Source organism: Azospirillum soli (assembly GCF_017876165.1).
GTDB classification, from domain to species: domain Bacteria; phylum Pseudomonadota; class Alphaproteobacteria; order Azospirillales; family Azospirillaceae; genus Azospirillum; species Azospirillum soli.
In genome coordinates, this window is sequence record NZ_JAGINQ010000003.1 from 301840 (window position 1) to 321135 (window position 19296).

The window sequence follows — 19296 nt, forward strand, 5'->3', positions numbered from 1 at the left end:
TTGTGTCCGCACCCCATGCAACATTTCGAAAAAGTGTCGCATGATGTTGCACGCCATGCGCCGAGCGCAAAGCACGCAAAACGGCCATTGTGCAGTTGATGCACAATGGCCGCACACGAACAAACACGATCAACGCCCTGACACCAAACGCGAAAACGGCGTTTTTACCCATTGTGCAGAATCCGACACCTGCACAATCTGCACAATGATGCACAACGGCCTGCTCCGGCGGCCATGCATCACGCGCATGGCCTATGAAACAGGGTTTATCAGGCGGCCTCGGCCACAAACAGCTCTTCGATCTCCCGCCCGGCGGCGTCCATGGCCTTGGCGCGCGCCTCCGGCCCCATGCCGACGCCCTCGGCGCGGATCACCGTCACGTCGGTGATGCCCATGAAGCCCAGGACGGTGCGCAGGAAGGACTCCTGGTGGTCGAGCGCCCGCATGGCGTCGCTGGTCGAATAGACGCCGCCGCGCGAGGAGGCGATGATGACCTTCTTGCCGCCGGCAAGGCCGACCGGGCCGTTCTCGGTGTAGCGGAAGGTGCGGCCGGCCTGGGCGATGCGGTCGATCCAGGCCTTCAGCTGGGTCGGGACCGAGAAGTTGTACATCGGCGCACCGATGACCACGACGTCGGCGGCCAGGAACTCGTCAACCAGAGCGTCGGTCTGCTCCAGCTCCTCGCGCTGGCGGGCGTTCAGGCCTTCCAGGTTGCGGAATTTCACGACCTGCAGCAGCTCGCCATTCAGATGGTCGAGCGGCTGCTCGACGAGATCGCGGCGGATGATCTCGGCGCCGGGCTCGGCTTTGCGGAAGGCCTTGACGATGGAGGCGGTCAGCTGGCGCGACGCGGACGCGTCGCCGAGCGCGCTGGAATCGATGTGCAGAAGCTTCATGGTTGTCCGCTCTCAGTGGGGGCCGGTCCGAGTGTCTTACCCCCGACGCGCCCGTTGTGTTTCGGACATGAAGATATGGAGGAAACAGTAAGAGCTTAAGAGCCTGAATTCGGCATGGACCGTTGCCAATGCCGCAACAATAAAACGAGGCCGGCGCGTCAGCGCACCGGCAGCCCGCCCCGGAACACCACCATCTCGCCGCTCCGCATGACGGTCCACTGCTCGTCACGGGTCAGCGGGCGGGTGGCGACGACGGTGACCACGTCGTTGGGTGTCGTCTCCTTGGCGAAATCGACGCTCATGTCCTCGTCCAGCAGCGTCGCCGGCCCGAAGGGTGCCTTGCGCGTCAGCCACGCGAGGTTGGTGGCGCAATGGCACCACAGGTGCTTGCCGTCGCTGAGCAGCATGTTGAAGACGCCGAGCCCGCCGAGATCGGTGGCGAGGTCCCGCACCAGCCGGGACAGCGCCGCCTCGCGCTTCGGCGGTTCGGGGAAGTGCATGCGGATCTGGTCGAGCAGCCAGCAGAAGGCATGCTCGCTGTCGGTCGAGCCGACCGGCTCGTAGAAGGTCAGCGTGCGGTCCTTGATGCCCTTCAGCTGGCCGTTGTGGGCGAAGGTCCACACGCGACCCCACAGCTCGCGCGTGAAGGGATGGGTGTTCTCCAGCGCCACCCGGCCCCGGTTGGCCCGGCGGATGTGGGAGATGACCACGCAGGACTTGATCGAATAGCTGCTGACCAGCCGCGCGATCTCCGACTCACAGCTCGGCGCCGGGTCGTGGAAGGTGCGGCAACCCTTGCCTTCGTAAAAGGCGATCCCCCAGCCGTCGCGGTGCGGACCGGTCTGCCCGCCGCGGCGCATCAGGCCGCGGAAGCTGAAGCAGATGTCCGTGGGCACGTTGGCGCTCATGCCCAGCAGTTCGCACATGGATCGGCCTCTGTCCGGTTTCGCACGAAGAGGCGTCAAACTACGACAGGCGGTGGGTGTCCGTCACCTCTTTGAAGGGGGTGGGCACGGCGGCATGTCGGGGCGCGCGCAGCCTTCCAGCCTGCCCTCCGGCTTGGTGGCAAGGCCGATCCAGGCGTCCACCCGCTCCGCCTCGAACCCGCACTCGCGGCGGTCGCCGACCTGCATCAGGGGGCGGCGGATCAGCAGTGGCGTCTTGAGCATCAGGGCCAGGGCCGAGGCTTCGTCCTGCGCGTCCGGATCGACCTCGCCCGCCTTGATCGCCGGGGCGGCGCGGTTGAACCAGTCGGCCACCGGCCAGTCGCCGAAGAAGGGGCGCAGGCTCTCCGCCGTCCAGGGCTCGGACAACAGGTCGCGGACGTGGACGGTGTGCCCGGCCTCCTCCAGCAGTTTGCGCTGGCGGGTATTGCCGCCGCATCCGGGCTTTTCGAAGAAAATCACGTCAGCCATGGATCATTCCTTCCTGAGCGCCGGGGCGCGGGCGAGCAGCCCGTCTACCTGGGCGCAGATCTCGTCGTAGACCTTGCGGTCGAGCTTGCGCAGCCAGCGCGGCGGAATGGCTTCCACACCGTAGGTGGCCCCGGCCAGCATGCCGGCGATGGCGCCGGTGGTGTCGGCATCGCCCCCCTGGTTGACCGTCTCGACGATGCAGGACTCCACCGAGTCGGTCTGGAAGTAATAGTGCATCACCGTCTGCATCGTATCGACGATGAAGGCGGTGGACAGCCCGCGATAGGGCTGGAACTTGAATTGCCGGTGCTGCACGATCAGGGCGTTGATCTCGTCCCGCACGTCGAGAACGGTGCCGCCCATAACCAGACGCCGCACCATGAAGCCCAGCGACAGCGTCGCCGCGTCGGACAGGGCGTTGCAGTGGGTGATGTGCGCCTGCTCCAGCGTCCAGGTCCGGAACGCCTCGTCGTCGCCCAACGTGGCGAGCGCCACCGGCAGGTTGCGCATCGCCGCCCCGTTGCCGCCGTGATACTCGCACTCCGGCTCCGATAGGGTGCCGTGCATGATGAAGCGGCGGATGCCGCGCCGTGTCGTGTCCCCGACATCGACCGGCACGCCCTTCAGCCAGACCGCGAATTCCTCGGCGGCGCGCTTGGCATCCCACTCCGGCCCCGACAGGATGGCGCGGCCGAGATGGATGGACATCTCCGTGTCGTCGGTGACCTGTCCGGCCGGCAGCTTCAGCCAGCCGCCGCCCTTGATGTGCTTGTGCACGCCGTACTGGTGGGCGATCTCGCCCTTGGTCAGGAACTCCACGGTGGCGCCCAGCGCGTCGCCGCAGGCAAGCCCGAGGTAGGCGCCCAGCGCGCGGGAGCGGATCGAGTGTTGGGTCATGGGTCCGGATGTGTCCCGCGATCGATGGTCAGAGAAGCGAGACCCCCACCCGGTAGTCGCCGCCGACGACGAGATACTCCCCCTCTCCCTTGAAGGGATAACGGGGCAGGATGTCGCGGAAGAAGACCACCTTGGTGAGCGGCACCCAGGTTTCCAGGATGTAGTCGCCGAACTGGCCGGCGATGTCGCGCTCGATGGAAAAGGAACAGAGGTTGTTGAGGCGCAGAACCGCCGTGCGCTTGTCCGGGCGCTCGACGATGTGGTGTTCCTCGAAGTTGTTGACGCCGCGATAGAGCCGGATGTGGCTGGCCCGTGAGGGCATTGGAGCTTCCGGCCAGCCGCGCCGCATCCACCATTGGCAGTATTCGTACATCAGGTCGAGTTGCAGGTGGATGTTGTTGTTGTGGAAGCGTGTCGAGGTCTTTTCCTCGCCGTAGCTCCGCCACGCTTCCGAGGCGAAGCGCAGGATCGGCTCCTTGTGGTAGGTGGGCAGCAGGCCGAAGCGGCTTTCCACCCAGCCCTTGAGCACCGCGCCCTCGGCGTTGTTGCTGTCGAACATCCAGCCCTTCAGCAGGCGCAGGTAGCTGGCGCGGAACCGCCGCTTGCCGTCCGCGCCTTCCGCCCCGGAAAAGTCCGGGTTCAGGCCGAAGGTGAAGGCCATGTAGTGCTGGAACACGTCGGCGGCGACGAGGGCGCTCGGGCTTTCGTCCAGCGCCTCGAACAAGACCGCGTGCTCGCGCCGGGTGGCGCCGATGCGCAGGCGGCGCGGCTCGTCATTGAAGGCTTCCGCGCACAGCGCCTCCGCCGGGACGTTCAACAGGTTCGTACGGTGCGCCCGGAGCGCCAGGGGCGAATCCGGATCGACCGTCCGCCCGTTCGCATCCCTGATCTCGCCGCCGATCGCCGACCCGTCCGCCATGACATCTCCAAGGCCCTACTTCTTATATGGATACTCCGGATTGGTGCGCGCCGCCAAGGGTTCGGATCAATGGCTTTCTCGGGGAACGGGACAGGCACCCGCCCCCTTCAAACGATGCTTTGAAAATCGAAACACTGTCTTAGCAAATCACTAGAACGTTCATAGTAAGCGCAAATATCTAAAAAATATCCATTTGAACAGAGACACCACCAACCCCATAGTCGAATGAGATCTGCGAAGACAGCGGTAGAGGAGGCGCGGCGATGTGGCCGATGAAGCGGCAGGAGAAGGCGACGCGCAACCGCGCGGCGCCGCCGCCGCGTGGACTTCTGCCCGCCGCGACACCGGATCGTCCCCTTCACCGCAAGGGCGGCCCCCGCTGCGCCCCAGCCTCGCTGCGCGGCGTGCGCGAGGCGCGCGACGCCATCGCGCTGGCCCGGCTGCTGCGCGGGACCATCACCCCGTTGCGCGCCGACGATGTGCTGGCGCTGCTGGAGCCGCACCGTCCCCGGCTGGTGCCCAAGGCCTACAATCCCCTGGCCGCCATGGTCGGCCAGCCGCAGGGGCGGATGCTGGACGCCCTGCTCCGCCCCGTTGCGCCCATCGTCATGGATGTTCTGCTGCCGCATGTGCGCGACCACCTGATCGACCGGCTGGTCGGCGGCAAGGCCCACGACGAGGAAGGCCTGCCCAGCGCCGTGGACGTCGCCGATGCCATGCGCTCGCTGGTCACGCTGCTGCGCGGCGGCGGGCGCGGGACGGTGCTGGCCGTGGTGGCGGCGGTCGAGGCCGATGGCCGCGAGGATGCCGACCGCATCACCCGCGCCACCGCACCGGCCAGCCCCGGCGGCATCGACGATCTGGCCCGCGCGCTGCTGCGCTTCGAGGTGCGGCGGCTGGTGCTGGAGACACTGGGGGCCACCACCGCCCTGCAGGACGTGATCTACCAGTCGCGCCGGCTCTCCCGCTTCGCGCTGCGCCGGGCGACCGAAGCCATTGAGGGCTTCGTCGCCGACCGGGGCATCAAGGCCCTGCACGCCAGCCTCGCCACGCTGGCTTCCGTGGACGGGCTGATCGTCATCGTCATGCGGAACCTGGACGACCAGGAAGAGAGCCGGGAGGAAGCCAGCCCCTTCGTCGAACCGGCCGACCGCAAGGCGCTGAACGATTACCTGTCGGCCGCTTGGCGGCTTTCCGACATGTTGTTCGACCTTGTCGGAAAGGCGGCGGCGGGGGGCGAATTGGATGACCTGCTGTTCGAGGCCCTGCTGCGCCAGCTTCGCGGCCTGCACCATTTCTGCGCCGACCTCGACCACACCGGACGGCCGGCGACGCTCGACACGCTCGAACAGCAATTGGTGGCGCGGACCGAATCCCTGGCGCGGCTGGCCGGGGAGCGGCTGATCGAGACGATGCTGACGCGCCCGGCGGCCCCGGCGTCGGCGCGGCGCCTGCTGGGGCGCGGGCGGTCGTTGGCGCAGCTGCTTCACGACATGGGCCGCGACGACGAGCTTGAAGAGCTGGCCATGCGGCTGGTGATGGCCCGCGACGCGCTGGAGCAGGCCGGCTGACGCCCGTCGCGGCGAGCGGCATCGGATCATTGCGAGAGACCCGACAAAATGTCGGGCTTTGTCGGGTATGTCACAGCCCCGACAAAGCGGCGCTGCGCCGCGTAGAACGGAATATACCCTTTAAAATCAACTATTTGACAAATTACCACAATTTGGCACGGGGCATGCAGATACAGGGTCGAAGCGGCCGAAGAAGGCCGGCCGCCACGAGATTACGGACACCCTGTAGACTCAAGCGAAGGAGTGACCCCCCATGGCTCTGCGCCAGATTGCGTTCTACGGTAAGGGCGGCATCGGTAAGTCCACCACCTCCCAGAACACCCTCGCCGCTCTCGTCGAACTGGATCAGAAGATCCTGATCGTCGGCTGCGACCCGAAGGCCGACTCGACCCGCCTGATCCTGCACGCCAAGGCCCAGGACACCGTGCTGCACCTGGCCGCGGAAGCCGGTTCGGTCGAGGACCTGGAGCTCGAAGACGTTCTGAAGATCGGCTACAAGGGCATCAAGTGCGTTGAGTCCGGCGGTCCGGAGCCGGGCGTGGGCTGCGCCGGCCGCGGCGTCATCACCTCGATCAACTTCCTGGAAGAGAACGGCGCCTACGACGACGTGGACTACGTGTCCTACGACGTGTTGGGCGACGTGGTCTGCGGCGGCTTCGCCATGCCGATCCGCGAGAACAAGGCCCAGGAAATCTACATCGTCATGTCCGGCGAGATGATGGCGCTGTACGCCGCCAACAACATCGCCAAGGGCATTCTAAAGTACGCCAACAGCGGCGGCGTGCGCCTGGGCGGCCTGATCTGCAACGAGCGCAAGACCGACAAGGAGTTGGAGCTGGCCGAGGCCCTGGCCAAGCGCCTGGGTTCGCAGCTGATCCACTTCGTGCCGCGCGACAACATCGTGCAGCACGCCGAACTGCGCCGCATGACCGTCATCGAGTACGCGCCGGAGTCCAAGCAGGCCGACGAGTACCGCCAGCTTGCCCGCAAGGTCCATGCGAACAAGGGCAAAGGCACCATCCCGACCCCGATCACCATGGAAGAGCTGGAAGAGATGCTGATGGACTTCGGCATCATGAAGTCGGAGGAGCAGCAGCTCGCCGAACTCCAGGCCAAGGAAGCCGCGAAGGCTTAATCGGGGGCCTGACAACTGGGCCCTCCCGGGGCGCAGTTCTGAACTGGCCCCCTCCCCAGCCCATCCTCACTCGCATGTGGGGGTGGGAGAGAGGGGGCCCGGTCCCGCGCTGAAGTGGCGCGGATAATCGGTACATGCAGGAGACCGGCACCATGAGCCTGTCCGTGAACGAAGGCGTCGACGTCAAGGGTCTCGTCGACCAGGTCCTCGAAGCTTATCCCGAGAAGTCGCGCAAGCGCCGCGCCAAGCACATCAACGTGCTGGAGGCCGAGGCGAAGGATTGCGGCGTCAAGTCGAACATCAAGTCGATCCCCGGCGTGATGACCATCCGTGGCTGCGCCTACGCCGGCTCGAAGGGGGTGGTGTGGGGTCCGATCAAGGACATGATCCACATCTCCCACGGCCCCGTGGGCTGCGGCTACTACTCCTGGTCGGGCCGCCGCAACTACTACGTCGGCGACACCGGCGTGGACAGCTGGGGCACGATGCACTTCACCACCGACTTCCAGGAGAAGGACATCGTCTTCGGCGGCGACAAGAAGCTGCACCAGGCGATCGCCGAGATCAACGACCTGTTCCCGCTCGTCAACGGCATCTCGATCCAGTCGGAATGCCCGATCGGCCTGATCGGTGACGACATCGAGGCGGTCGCCCGCGCCAAGGCGGAAGAGCTGGGCAAGCCGGTCGTCCCCGTCCGCTGCGAAGGCTTCCGCGGCGTGTCCCAGTCGCTGGGCCACCACATCGCCAATGACGTGATCCGCGACTGGATCTTCGAGAAGACCGAGCCGAAGGAAGGCTTCGTCTCCACCCCGTACGACGTCACCATCATCGGCGACTACAACATCGGTGGCGACGCCTGGGCGTCCCGCATCCTGCTGGAAGAGATCGGCCTGCGCGTGATCGCCCAGTGGTCGGGCGACGGTACGCTGGCCGAGCTGGAGAACACGCCGAAGGCCAAGGTGAACCTCATCCACTGCTACCGCTCGATGAACTACATCGCGCGCCACATGGAAGAGAAGTTCGGCATTCCTTGGATGGAGTACAACTTCTTCGGCCCCAGCCAGATCGCCGAGTCCCTGCGCAAGATCGCCGCTCTCTTCGACGACACGATCAAGGAGAACGCGGAGAAGGTCATTGCCAAGTACCAGCCGATGGTCGACGCCGTCATCGCCAAGTACAAGCCGCGGCTTGAGGGCAAGAAGGTCATGATCTACGTCGGCGGCCTGCGTCCGCGCCACGTCGTCGACGCCTACCACGACCTGGGCATGGAGATCGTCGGCACGGGTTACGAATTCGCCCACAACGACGACTATCAGCGCACCCAGCACTACGTGAAGGAAGGCACGCTGATCTACGACGACGTCACCGCGTTCGAGCTGGAGAAGTTCGTCGAGGCGATGCGTCCGGACCTCGTCGCGTCGGGCATCAAGGAAAAGTACGTCTTCCAGAAGATGGGCCTGCCCTTCCGCCAGATGCACAGCTGGGACTACTCCGGCCCGTACCATGGCTACGACGGCTTCGCCATCTTCGCCCGCGACATGGATCTGGCCATCAACAACCCCGTCTGGGGCATCATGAAGGCTCCGTTCTGATCACGGCCTCTGAGAGATAGGAGTATTGAAGATGTCCCACCCCGTTTCCCAGAGCGCCGACAAGGTCATCGACCACTTCACGCTGTTCCGCCAGCCCGAATACCAGGATCTGTTCGAGCGGAAGAAGAAGGAGTTCGAGTACGGCCACTCCGACGAGGAAGTCGCTCGCGTTTCCGAATGGACCAAGTCGGAAGAGTACAAGGCCAAGAACTTCGCCCGTGAAGCCATCGTCATCAACCCGACCAAGGCCTGCCAGCCGATCGGCGCGATGTTCGCGGCCCAGGGCTTCGAGGGCACCCTGCCCTTCGTCCACGGCTCGCAGGGCTGCGTCGCCTACTACCGCACGCACCTGACCCGCCACTTCAAGGAGCCGAACTCGGCGGTCTCCTCGTCGATGACGGAAGACGCGGCGGTGTTCGGCGGCCTGAACAACATGATCGACGGCCTGGCGAACGCCTATTCGCTCTACAAGCCGAAGATGATCGCCGTTCTGACCACCTGCATGGCCGAAGTCATCGGCGACGACCTGCAGGGCTTCATCCAGAACGCGAAGAACAAGGAAAGCGTGCCGGCGGACTTCCCGGTCCCGTTCGCGCACACCCCGGCCTTCGTCGGCAGCCACATCGTCGGCTACGACAACATGATCAAGGGCATCCTCACGCACTTCTGGGGCACGTCGGAGAACTTCGACACCCCGAAGAACGAGACGATCAACCTGATCCCGGGCTTCGACGGGTATGCGGTCGGCAACAACCGCGAGCTGAAGCGCATCGCCGGCCTGTTCGGCATCGACATGACCATCCTGTCGGACGTGTCGGACAACTTCGACACCCCAGCGGACGGCGAATACCGCATGTACGACGGCGGCACGACGCTGGAGGCCACCAAGGCGGCCGTCCACGCCAAGGCCACCATCTCCATGCAGGAGTACAACACCCCGCAGACCCTCCAGTTCATCAAGGAGAAGGGCCAGGACGTCGCCAAGTTCAACTACCCGCTGGGTGTTGCGGCGACCGACGAACTGCTCCTGAAGCTGTCGGAACTGTCGGGCAAGGCCGTCCCGGCCGAGCTGAAGCTGGAGCGCGGCCGTCTGGTCGACGCCATCGCCGACAGCCACACCCACCTGCACGGCAAGCGCTTCGCCGTGTACGGCGACCCGGACTTCTGTCTGGGCATGTCCAAGTTCCTGATGGAGCTGGGTGCCGAGCCGGTGCACATCCTCTCCACCTCGGGTTCGAAGAAGTGGGAGAAGCAGGTCCAGAAGACGCTCGACGCCTCGCCGTTCGGCAAGTCCGGCAAGGCCTACGGCGGCAAGGATCTGTGGCACCTGCGGTCGCTGATCTTCACCGACAAGGTGGACTACATCATCGGCAACAGCTACGGCAAGTATCTGGAGCGCGACACCAAGGTTCCGCTCATCCGCCTGACCTACCCGATCTTCGACCGCCACCACCATCACCGTTACCCGACCTGGGGCTACCAGGGCGCTCTGAACGTGCTGGTGCGCATTCTGGATCGGATCTTCGAGGACATGGACGCGACCACCAACGAGGTCGGCAAGACCGACTACTCGTTCGACCTCGTCCGCTGACGGAAAACGGTTGGGGCGGGGGCATCCATCCCCCGTCCCGCCGCTTCCCAGGAAAAGCCGGAAGCCGCCGGAAGGTGGTTTCCGGCTTTTTTTGTGTCTCCCTCTCCCGCCCCGGGAGACGCTTTTGCTGTCGAACACCCGACAAAGCCCCGTGATTGTCAGCTATCGCACAGCCATGCCCGAACCGACAATTATTGCGAATCAACGTCTTATGCGGTGGCACACGCCCTGCATATAACCCGCCAGCGTTGCCCATGTGGCGATAGGCGGGAGATGGACATGCTCCAGGAAAAGCTCCAAGAGGTCTTCAACGAGCCGGGTTGCTCGACCAATCAGGCCAAGTCGGAGAAGGAGCGCAAGAAGGGCTGCTCCAAGGCCCTGAAGCCGGGGGCCGCCGCCGGCGGCTGCGCCTACGACGGCGCTATGATCGCGTTGCAGCCCATCGCGGACGCCGCACACCTCGTGCACGGGCCGATCGCCTGCCTCGGCAACAGCTGGGACAACCGGGGCACCAAGTCGTCGGGCGCGCAGCTCTACCGGACGGGCTTCACCACCGACATGTCGGAACTCGACATCATCCACGGCGGTGAAAAGAAGCTCTACAAGGCGATCAAGGAAGTCATCCAGCAGTACGACCCGCCGGCCGTCTTCGTCTACCAGACCTGCGTCCCCGCCATGATCGGCGACGACGTGGAGGCCGTGTGCAAGTTCGCCGCGAAAAAGCTCGGCAAGCCGGTGATCCCGGTGATGGCGCCGGGCTTCGTTGGTTCGAAGAACCTCGGCAACAAGCTGGCCGGCGAGACGCTGCTCGACCACGTCATCGGCACGGTGGAGCCGGAACACACGACCCCGACCGACATCTGCATCGTCGGCGAATACAACCTTGCCGGCGAACTGTGGCTGGTAAAACCGCTGCTGGAAGAGATCGGCATCCGCCTGCTGTCCTGCATCTCCGGCGACGGGCGCTACAACGAGGTGGCGATGGCCCACCGGGCGCGGCTGACCATGGTGGTCTGCTCCCAGGCCCTGGTGAACGTCGGCCGCAAGATGCAGGAGCGCTGGGGCATCCCCTACTTCGAAGGCTCCTTCTACGGCGTGTCGGACATGTCGGACACGCTGCGCACCATGACGCGCATGCTGGTGGAGCGCGGTGCCGACACGGCGATCATCGACCGCGCCGAAAGCGTCATCGCCCGCGAGGAAAGCCGCGTCTGGCGGCGGCTGGAACCCTACAAGCCGCGCTTCGAGGGCAAGCGCGTCCTGCTGTTCACCGGCGGCGTGAAGAGCTGGTCGATGGTCAGCGCGCTGGAAGGCGCCGGGCTGACCATCGTCGGCACCTCGACCAAGAAGTCCACGACGGAGGACAAGGACCGCATCAAGAAGATGAAGGGCGAGGAGTTCCACCAGTGGGACGACCTGAAGCCCAAGGACATCTACAAGATGCTGCGCGAGAGCGAGGCCGACATCCTGATGTCCGGCGGCCGGTCGCAGTTCATCGCGCTGAAGGCCAAGGTGCCGTGGCTCGACCTCAACCAGGAGCGCCACACGGCTTTCGCGGGCTACGACGGCATCGTCAACCTGTGTGAGGAAATCGACAAGACGCTGTCCAACCCGATCTGGCGGCAGGTTCGACTTCCCGCGCCCTGGGACACCAAGTCGGGGGAGGTCTGATCGCCATGGGCACCATCCAGCGCTTTCCCCACTCCGCCAAGGCGGCCGCCACCAACCCGCTGAAGATGAGCCAGCCGCTGGGCGCGGCGCTCGCCTTTCTCGGCGTGGACCGCAGCATGCCGCTGTTCCACGGGTCCCAGGGCTGCACGGCCTTCGGTCTGGTCCTGCTGGTGCGGCACTTCCGCGAGGCGATCCCGCTGCAAACCACCGCCATGGATCAGGTCTCCACCATCCTCGGCGGCTACGACAATCTGGAGCAGGCGCTCCGCACCATCCACGAGCGCAACGCCCCCGCCCTGATCGGCGTCGCTACGACCGGCGTCACCGAGACCAAGGGCGAGGACATGGGCGGGCAGTACAATCTGTTCCGCCAGCGCAACCCTGGCCTTGCCGACCTGAAGCTGGTTTTCGCTAACACCCCCGACTTCTCCGGCGGCTTCGAGGACGGCTTCGGCAAGGCGGTGACCGGCATCATTGAGGAGGTCGTCCAGCCCTCCACCACCACGGTGAAGGGGCAGGTCAACGTGCTGGCCGGCTGCCAGCTGACGCCGGGCGACATCGAGGAACTGCGCGACCTGATCGAGGGGTTCGGCCTGTCGCCGATCTTCCTGCCCGACCTGTCGCTGTCCATGTCCGGTCGTCAGCCGACCGACTTCACCGCCACCTCGCTCGGCGGCGTGACGGTGGAGCGGATCGCCGCCATGGGCGCGTCGGAGGCCACGCTGGTCGTTGGCGAGCACATGCGCATCGCCGGGGCCGCGCTGGAGCTGAAGACCGACGTGCGCTCGATCTTCTTCGACCGGCTGACCGGGCTGGAGGCGTCCGACCGGCTGATCCGCACCCTGTCGGACCTGTCCGGCCGCCCGGTGCCGGCCAGGGTCCGCCGCCAGCGCGAGAGTTTGGTGGACGCTATGCTCGACGGGCATTTCTTCTTCAGCCGCAAGCGCATCGCCGTGGCGCTGGAACCGGACCTGCTCTTTGCCGTCACCAGCTTTCTCGGCGAGATGGGCGCGGAGGTGATCGCCGCCGTGTCGCCCACGCAGACGGCGGTGCTGGAGAAGCTGAAGGCCGCGACCGTGATGGTCGGCGACCACTCGGACGTCGAAACGCTGGCGCGCGACGCTGACCTGATCGTGTCCAACTCGCACGGCCGCCAGGGTGCGGCGCGCATCGGCGTGCCGCTGCACCGCATGGGCCTGCCGATGTTCGACCGGCTGGGCGCGGGCCTGAAAATCAACGTCGGCTATCGCGGCACCCGCGAGCTGCTGTGCGAAATCGGCAACCTGTTCCTGTCCCGCGAGATGGACCACGACGAACACCACGCCGATCAGAGAGATGGGCAGAGCCACGGGTGTGGGGGCGGGTCATGCGGATGCAGCGCCGGCTGAGTTTGGTGGGCGGCAATTCGCCCAAAGGAGGATCCATGAAGGTCGCTTTCTGCACCCAGGACATGCAGCACGTCGATGCGCATTTCGGCTGGGCCAAGAACATCGTGATCTACGAGGTGGACAAGACCGGCTACTCGCTGGTCGAGACCTGCCAGTTCGGCGGCTCGATGTTCGAGGACGGCAACGAGGACAAGCTGATCCCGAAGCTGGAGGCCCTGGCCGACTGCGCCATCGTCTACCTGTCGGCCATCGGCGCCTCGGCCGCCGCGCGCGTCGTGGCGAAGAAGATCCATCCCGTGAAGGTGGAGGCCACCGAGAGCATCTCCACCCTGCTCGACCGGCTGGTCGAGACCATCAACGGCAACCCGCCGCCCTGGCTGCGCAAGGCCCTGTCCGCCGGCCAACCCCAGGAATTCGCGTTCGACGAGGAGGATTGAGACCATGGCCGACACCACCGTGGCCCCCCCGAAAGAAATTGATGGCGATCTCGCCCAGGAATACCTGAAGACTCTGGTCATGCTGTTCCGTGCCGAGGACAGCTATGGCGCGTGGGAGGGCAAGAGCGACGAGACCATCCTCGCCCCCTTCGTCCTGGACAAGGAAGCCCGCGCCGCCATCCCGATCATGGGCGACCCGGATCCCGACACGCTGTGGCGCCTCGAACTCTTCTACAAGGCCGTCGGTCTGATGGTGGAGAAGAAGACCGGCATCATGGCCTCGGTGATGATGAAGATGAGCCACGAGGGCTTTGGCCGCATCGTGCTGACCTCCGGCCGTCTGGTCGTCGTGTCGAAGCACCTGCGCGACGTGCACCGCTTCGGCTTCCCGAGCCTGGAGAAGCTGTCGGCGGACGGCGCCAAGATCGTCGGGGAGGCCGTCGCGCTGATCCGGAAATATCCCGAAGTGGCCGATCTGTGAGGATTCCGACATGAGCGGCATCGACGCGCTGAAAGACGAGATCAAGAAGCTCAACGCCCGCGCCACGAAGAAGAAGATGGATCTGCACGACCTGTCGGAGGAGCTGCCGCAGAACTGGCAGAACATCCTGCACGTCGCCCAGGAAACCTACGACGCTTACAAGACGCTGACCGAAAAGCGCGCCGAGTTGAAGGCGCTGGAAAAGGCGTCGGCTTGATCCCTACCGCCCCCCGACAAAAACACCGCATTGTACGAGGAGTGAAGCATGGCTGAGTTCGTGACCGGCACCACACGCGGCGGCACCGCCTGGACGCCGAAATTCGTGGAAAACATCGACCGGAAGCAGTGCATCGGCTGCGGCCGCTGCTTCAAGGTCTGTGGCCGCGACGTGCTGGAACTGATCGGCATCACCGAAGACGGCGACATCGTGGACGCTTTCGACGACGAGGCCGAGAAGAAGGTCATGAGCATCAAGACCGGCGGCAACTGCGTCGGCTGCGAGAGCTGCGCCAAGGTCTGCTCCAAGAGCTGCATCACCAATCTGCCGCAGGCCGCCTGACCCCGGGCCACCGCGCTGAATCCGGCGGGGACGCGGTGGAGTGGCGCCATAAATCCCCTCCCCCGCCAAAGCTGGGGAAGGGTCAGGGTGGGGGCCCGCCGCTACAACTCCACGAAATTCCTCACCCCTCGCCCACCCCCCGTGCAAGCGCGGCGATCACGCCATAGCCGACGTGATCCAGCGGGTCGATTTCCGACAATTTGTCGAGGATGGCGAGCGCCTCGTCCACACGGTCGCGGCGCAGGCTGATAAAGGCCAGCGCCTTCAACGTGAACAGAAAAAAGCGCGGTGCCCCCTCCTTTGTCCAGTCGGTGCTGTCCGCCGTCAGGCTGCGCCAGTCGCCGGAGAAGCCACCCTCGCGCGCCGCGGCGTCCAGGCCGATCAGCGCCACGCGCTCCGCGTCGGCCAGCCGCTTGCGGTTGAAGTAGAATTTGTACAGCGCATAAAAGACCGGCAGCACGCGCGGCCCCAGACGGTGCGCCTCCCACAGCAGCGCTTCGCATGCCGCCGGGTCGTGGCGGGCCTTCACCGCCGCCTGCAGGCGCTCATCGATGTGCTCCGGCACGTCGCCGAAGGCCATGCGCCCGTCGGGAATCCGCAATTCGATCGGCCGGTTCATGCCCCTTCCCTTCTGCTGATTGTCGCCACAATGCGTCCGACTGACGACCCTGTATGGTGCGGTGGCCGTATTTTCAAAAGCCCCTACTTTTCTTGTGCGTCTTCTTGTCGCATCTGTCACAAACCCGACATCACCCCAAACCGACAATGTCAGGAACACGCCAGCCAATTCGGCCCAACAAACGTTGAAAATCAATATCTTATGAGTTGGCCCGCCGCTTGCTTAGTCTCTTGCAGAATTCAGTCGGCACATCCGACGGATGCTTTAGGAGGCGGCAGACATGGTGACCCTGACGGAATCGGCGGTGAGCACCCTGGAGCAGGTTCTGACGAAATCCGGTGGTGCCGCGGGTCTGCGCATCGCGGTGACGGACGGCGGCTGCGCCGGCATGAAGTACCAGATGGGCCTGGAGGCCGAGGCCGGTGACGACGACGCGGTGCTGGAATTCGGCGCGGTCAAAATCTTCGTGGACTCCAACAGCCAGCCCTTCCTCGACGGCGTCGTGGTCGATTTCGTCGAAGGGATCGAGGGTTCGGGCTTCAAGTTCGACAACCCCAACGCGGCCAGCAGCTGCGGCTGCGGCAAGTCCTTCTCGGCCGGTCCCGGCGGCGGCTGCTCGTCGGCGTCTCCGTCTTCGGGCTGCGGCACCCCCGGCACGCACCACTGATCATTCCCGAACACGGTCCCCACTCCCCGGTCAGGCGGAACAAGGCAAGGCGTCATGTGGAACTACACCGACAAGGTCAAGGAACACTTCTTCAACCCGAAGAACGCCGGCGCGCTGGATGAGGCGAACGCCGTGGGCGAGGTCGGGTCGATCACCTGCGGCGACGCGCTGAAGCTGATGATGAAGGTGAACCCCGACAGCCAGGTCATCGAAGAGGCGAAGTTCCAGACCTTCGGCTGCGGCTCGGCCATCGCGTCCTCCTCGGCGCTGACCGAGATGATCATCGGCAAGACGGTGGACGAGGCGCTTGCCGTCACCAACCGCGACATCGCCGAGTATCTGGGCGGCCTGCCGCCGGAAAAGATGCACTGCTCCGTCATGGGCGCCGAGGCGCTGCGCGCCGCCATCGCCAACTTCAAGGGCGAGGAATGGGTGGACGACCACGAGGAAGGCGAACTGGTCTGCAAGTGCTTCGGCATCGACGCGGCGATGATCGAGCGCGCGGTGACCGTCAACGGCCTGACCACGCTGGAAGAGGTCACCCACTACACCAAGGCCGGCGGTTCCTGCCAGACCTGCCACGAGAAGATCGAGGAGGTGCTGGAGGCCGTGCTCGCCAAGACCGGCGCGCTGGCCCCGGCCAAGGCGCACGCCCCCGGCACGGTCGGCCTCGACGCCATCAAGCCGCTGCAGCCCAAGGCCGAGCCGGCCGCTGCTCCGAAGCTGACCAACGTCCAGCGCATGCAGAAGATCATGTTCGCCATCGAGGAACTGCGCCCGCAGATCCAGCGCGACGGCGGCGACGTGGAGCTGGTGGACATCGACGGCAAGGACATCTACGTGCGCCTGACCGGCGCCTGCTCCGGCTGTTCGCAGTCGGCCGGCACCATGATGGGCGTGCAGGCCAAGCTGGTCGAGGCGCTGGGCGAGTTCGTCCGCGTCAAGCCCGCCTCCCTCCTGCCAGTTTCAGCGAATTGAGGGGGGAGCCTAAGCCCATGACCCAAGGCATCTACCTCGACAACAACGCCACGACCCGCGTCGATCCGGACGTGCTGGCGGAGATGCTGCCGCTGTTCACCGAACAGTTCGGCAACCCGTCCTCCATGCACGCCTTCGGCGCCGCCGTCGGCGGCAAGATCGAGTGGGCGCGCAAGCAGGTGCAGGCTCTGCTGGGCGCCGCCCACGACAGCGAGATCGTTTTCACCTCCGGCGGCACGGAAAGCGACAACACCGCGATCCTCTCGGCGCTGGAGGCCTACCCGAAGAAGAAGAGCATCGTCACCAGCGTGGTCGAGCACCCCGCCGTCCTGGCGCTGTGCGACTATCTGGAGAAGAAGCGCGGCTACACCGTCCACCGCATCGGCGTGGACGGCAAGGGCAACCTGGATATCGACGCCTATAAGGCGGCCCTGACCGAGGACGTCGCCATCGTCTCCATCATGTGGGCCAACAACGAGACCGGGACGATCTTCCCGATCGAGGATCTCGCCAAGCTCGCCAAGGCCGTGGGCGCGGTGTTCCACACCGACGCGGTGCAGGCGGTCGGCAAGATCCCGATGAAGCTCGCCGACAGCGCCGTGGACATGCTGTCTCTGTCCGGCCACAAGCTGCACGCCCCCAAGGGCATCGGCGCGCTGTACGTAAAGCGCGGCCTGCGTTTCCGCCCGATGCTGCGCGGCGGCCACCAGGAGCGCTCGCGCCGCGCCGGCACGGAAAACGCGCCGGGCATCGTGGGTCTGGGCGCTGCGGCCCAGCTCGCCCTGCACCACATGGCCGACGAGAACACGCGGGTGAAGGCCCTGCGCGACAAGCTGGAGCAGGCGATCCTCGCGGCGGTGCCCAACTGTTTCGTCACCGGCAACCCGGACAACCGGCTGCCCAACACCTGCAACGTGGCCTTCGAGTACATCGAGGGCGAGGCGATCCTGCTGCTGCTGAACGAGCACGGCATCGCCGCGTCGTCGGGGTCGGCCTGCACCTCCGGTTCGCTGGAGCCCAGCCATGTGATGCGCGCCATGGGCGTGCCCTACACGGCGGCGCACGGCGCCACGCGCTTCTCCCTGTCGCGCGACACGACCGAGGCGGAGATCGACCGGGTGATCGAGGTGGTCCCCGGCATCATCGCCAAGCTGCGCTCGCTCTCGCCCTACTGGGCGCAGGAGGCGGGCAAGCCCAAGGAGTTCGCGCCCGTTTATTCGTAACACCGAGATCGCAGGCCGGGCCGGGCCTTCGCCCCGGCAACCCGCCCGACGACACCCGCCGGACGAGGTTCCCCGGCCCGGTCTGCGACACCCCCCTTCCCTCTCCCACCGCTTCGAGGACGTGACAGAATGCTGAGGGCTGGTTCGGCCATCATCAACGACACGACGCTGCGCGACGGGGAGCAGACGGCGGGCGTGGCCTTCACGCTCAACGAAAAGATCGCCATCGCCCGCGCGCTCGACGAGGCCGGCGTCCCGGAGCTGGAAATCGGCATCCCCGCCATGGGCGAGGAGGAGCGCGAGGGCATCCGCGCCGTTGCCTCGCTGGGGTTAAAGGCCCGGCTGATGGTGTGGTGCCGCATGCACGACACCGACCTGAAGGCGGCGCTGAGCTGCAACGTCGGCTTCGTCAACCTGTCGATGCCGGTGTCCGACATCCACATCACCAAGAAGCTGAAGCGCTCCCGCGCCTGGGCCTTGTCGGAAATCGAACGCAAGGTGAAACAGGCCCGCGACCTCGGCCTTGAGGTCAGTCTGGGCGGCGAGGATTCGAGCCGCGCCGACATGGACTTCCTGCTGGCCGCCGCCACCGTGGCGCAGGAGGCCGGCGCGCGGCGCTTCCGCTTCGCCGACACGCTGGGCGTGCTCGACCCCTTCCAGACGCGCGCCTGCATCGAACGGCTGCGCAGCAACACCGATCTGGAAATCGAGATCCACGCACACGACGATCTGGGCCTCGCCAACGCCAACTCGCTGGCCGCCGTGCTGGGCGGGGCGACGCACGTCAACACCACGGTCAACGGCCTCGGCGAGCGCGCCGGCAACGCGCCGCTGGAAGAGGTGGTGGTGTCGCTGAAGGTGCTCTACGGCCTCGACACGGGCGTGAACACCAGGGCGCTCGGGCCGATCTCCGACCTCGTGGAGCGGGCGTCCAACCGGCCGGTGGCCGTCAACAAGTCCATCGTCGGCGCTGCGGTCTTCACGCACGAGGCCGGCATCCATGTGGACGGCCTGCTGCGCGACCGCGCCACCTACCAGAATTTCGACCCGGCCGATGTGGGGCGCGAACACCGCATCGTGCTGGGCAAGCATTCCGGCAGCGCGGCGGTGAAGATGGCCTACGGCCAACTCGGCATGGACTGCGACGACGCGACGGCGCAGGCGGTGCTGCCGCAGGTCCGCGCGCTCGCCACCCGCGCCAAGCGCGCGCCGACGGCGGATGAGTTGGTCGCCTTCCACGCCGCAGCCCACCGCTAG

At 65.8% G+C, this 19296-nt stretch carries 20 protein-coding genes; 14 read left to right on the forward strand and 6 right to left on the reverse strand.

Annotated elements, in window-relative coordinates:
• Positions 1-269: 269 nt before the first annotated feature.
• The 5 genes from J2852_RS06945 to J2852_RS06965 form a co-directional block, all read right to left on the reverse strand.
• Entirely contained in the window at positions 270-896 is a 627-nt protein-coding gene (locus J2852_RS06945) for an FMN-dependent NADH-azoreductase (protein ID WP_209872931.1), read from the reverse strand.
• A gap of 158 nt (positions 897-1054) precedes the next feature.
• Positions 1055-1822, reverse strand: coding sequence for a class II glutamine amidotransferase (locus J2852_RS06950; protein WP_209872932.1), 768 nt, complete (start codon positions 1820-1822; stop codon positions 1055-1057).
• Between the two features lie 63 nt (positions 1823-1885).
• The gene (locus J2852_RS06955) at positions 1886-2311 is read right to left on the reverse strand and encodes an ArsC/Spx/MgsR family protein (protein WP_209872935.1); all 426 of its coding nucleotides are present in this window, start codon (positions 2309-2311) and stop codon (positions 1886-1888) included.
• A 3-nt stretch (positions 2312-2314) separates the two neighbouring features.
• Positions 2315-3208, reverse strand: coding sequence for an ADP-ribosyl-[dinitrogen reductase] hydrolase (draG, locus tag J2852_RS06960; RefSeq protein ID WP_209872938.1), 894 nt, complete (start codon positions 3206-3208; stop codon positions 2315-2317).
• Positions 3209-3236: 28 nt separating this feature from the next.
• A complete protein-coding gene (locus J2852_RS06965) occupies positions 3237-4127 on the reverse strand; it encodes an NAD(+)--dinitrogen-reductase ADP-D-ribosyltransferase (RefSeq protein WP_209872940.1) in 891 nt (296 codons plus the stop codon).
• A gap of 263 nt (positions 4128-4390) precedes the next feature.
• Here J2852_RS06965 and J2852_RS06970 point away from each other — a divergent pair, with 263 nt between their 5' ends.
• From J2852_RS06970 to fdxB, 10 genes are all read left to right on the forward strand, one after another.
• Positions 4391-5698, forward strand: coding sequence for a hypothetical protein (locus J2852_RS06970; RefSeq protein ID WP_209872943.1), 1308 nt, complete (start codon positions 4391-4393; stop codon positions 5696-5698).
• Between the two features lie 253 nt (positions 5699-5951).
• Positions 5952-6833 (forward strand): nitrogenase iron protein, encoded by an 882-nt coding sequence (gene nifH / locus J2852_RS06975; protein WP_209872947.1) that lies wholly within the window; start codon positions 5952-5954, stop codon positions 6831-6833.
• Between the two features lie 152 nt (positions 6834-6985).
• The gene (gene nifD / locus J2852_RS06980; protein WP_209872950.1) at positions 6986-8425 is read left to right on the forward strand and encodes a nitrogenase molybdenum-iron protein alpha chain; all 1440 of its coding nucleotides are present in this window, start codon (positions 6986-6988) and stop codon (positions 8423-8425) included.
• 31 nt (positions 8426-8456) lie between these two features.
• Entirely contained in the window at positions 8457-10016 is a 1560-nt protein-coding gene (gene nifK / locus J2852_RS06985; protein ID WP_209872953.1) for a nitrogenase molybdenum-iron protein subunit beta, read from the forward strand.
• 279 nt (positions 10017-10295) lie between these two features.
• The gene (gene nifE / locus J2852_RS06990; RefSeq protein WP_209872956.1) at positions 10296-11687 is read left to right on the forward strand and encodes a nitrogenase iron-molybdenum cofactor biosynthesis protein NifE; all 1392 of its coding nucleotides are present in this window, start codon (positions 10296-10298) and stop codon (positions 11685-11687) included.
• 5 nt (positions 11688-11692) lie between these two features.
• The gene (gene nifN / locus J2852_RS06995; RefSeq protein WP_209872958.1) at positions 11693-13075 is read left to right on the forward strand and encodes a nitrogenase iron-molybdenum cofactor biosynthesis protein NifN; all 1383 of its coding nucleotides are present in this window, start codon (positions 11693-11695) and stop codon (positions 13073-13075) included.
• A 35-nt stretch (positions 13076-13110) separates the two neighbouring features.
• Positions 13111-13512, forward strand: a complete 402-nt coding sequence (gene nifX, locus J2852_RS07000; RefSeq protein ID WP_209872961.1) for a nitrogen fixation protein NifX — start codon at positions 13111-13113, stop codon at positions 13510-13512.
• Between the two features lie 4 nt (positions 13513-13516).
• On the forward strand, positions 13517-13993 hold the full coding sequence (locus J2852_RS07005; protein WP_209872964.1) for a NifX-associated nitrogen fixation protein: 477 nt from the start codon (positions 13517-13519) through the stop codon (positions 13991-13993).
• A 10-nt stretch (positions 13994-14003) separates the two neighbouring features.
• A complete protein-coding gene (locus J2852_RS07010) occupies positions 14004-14210 on the forward strand; it encodes a CCE_0567 family metalloprotein (protein ID WP_209872966.1) in 207 nt (68 codons plus the stop codon).
• 48 nt (positions 14211-14258) lie between these two features.
• Positions 14259-14552, forward strand: a complete 294-nt coding sequence (gene fdxB, locus J2852_RS07015) for a ferredoxin III, nif-specific (protein WP_209872969.1) — start codon at positions 14259-14261, stop codon at positions 14550-14552.
• A gap of 121 nt (positions 14553-14673) precedes the next feature.
• Here fdxB and J2852_RS07020 read toward each other — a convergent pair whose 3' ends face one another.
• Positions 14674-15171 carry a hypothetical protein gene (locus J2852_RS07020; protein ID WP_209872972.1) on the reverse strand — a complete coding sequence of 166 codons (498 nt, stop codon included), beginning with the start codon at positions 15169-15171 and terminating at the stop codon, positions 14674-14676.
• 280 nt (positions 15172-15451) lie between these two features.
• Between J2852_RS07020 and J2852_RS07025 the strand changes: the two genes are divergently transcribed.
• From J2852_RS07025 to nifV, 4 genes are all read left to right on the forward strand, one after another.
• Complete coding sequence (locus tag J2852_RS07025) at positions 15452-15838, forward strand: HesB/IscA family protein (protein ID WP_209872975.1); 387 nt, start codon at positions 15452-15454, stop codon at positions 15836-15838.
• A 54-nt stretch (positions 15839-15892) separates the two neighbouring features.
• The gene (nifU, locus tag J2852_RS07030; protein ID WP_209872978.1) at positions 15893-16816 is read left to right on the forward strand and encodes a Fe-S cluster assembly protein NifU; all 924 of its coding nucleotides are present in this window, start codon (positions 15893-15895) and stop codon (positions 16814-16816) included.
• 17 nt (positions 16817-16833) lie between these two features.
• Positions 16834-18039 carry a cysteine desulfurase NifS gene (gene nifS, locus J2852_RS07035; protein WP_209872981.1) on the forward strand — a complete coding sequence of 402 codons (1206 nt, stop codon included), beginning with the start codon at positions 16834-16836 and terminating at the stop codon, positions 18037-18039.
• A 129-nt stretch (positions 18040-18168) separates the two neighbouring features.
• Complete coding sequence (gene nifV / locus J2852_RS07040; RefSeq protein WP_209872984.1) at positions 18169-19296, forward strand: homocitrate synthase; 1128 nt, start codon at positions 18169-18171, stop codon at positions 19294-19296.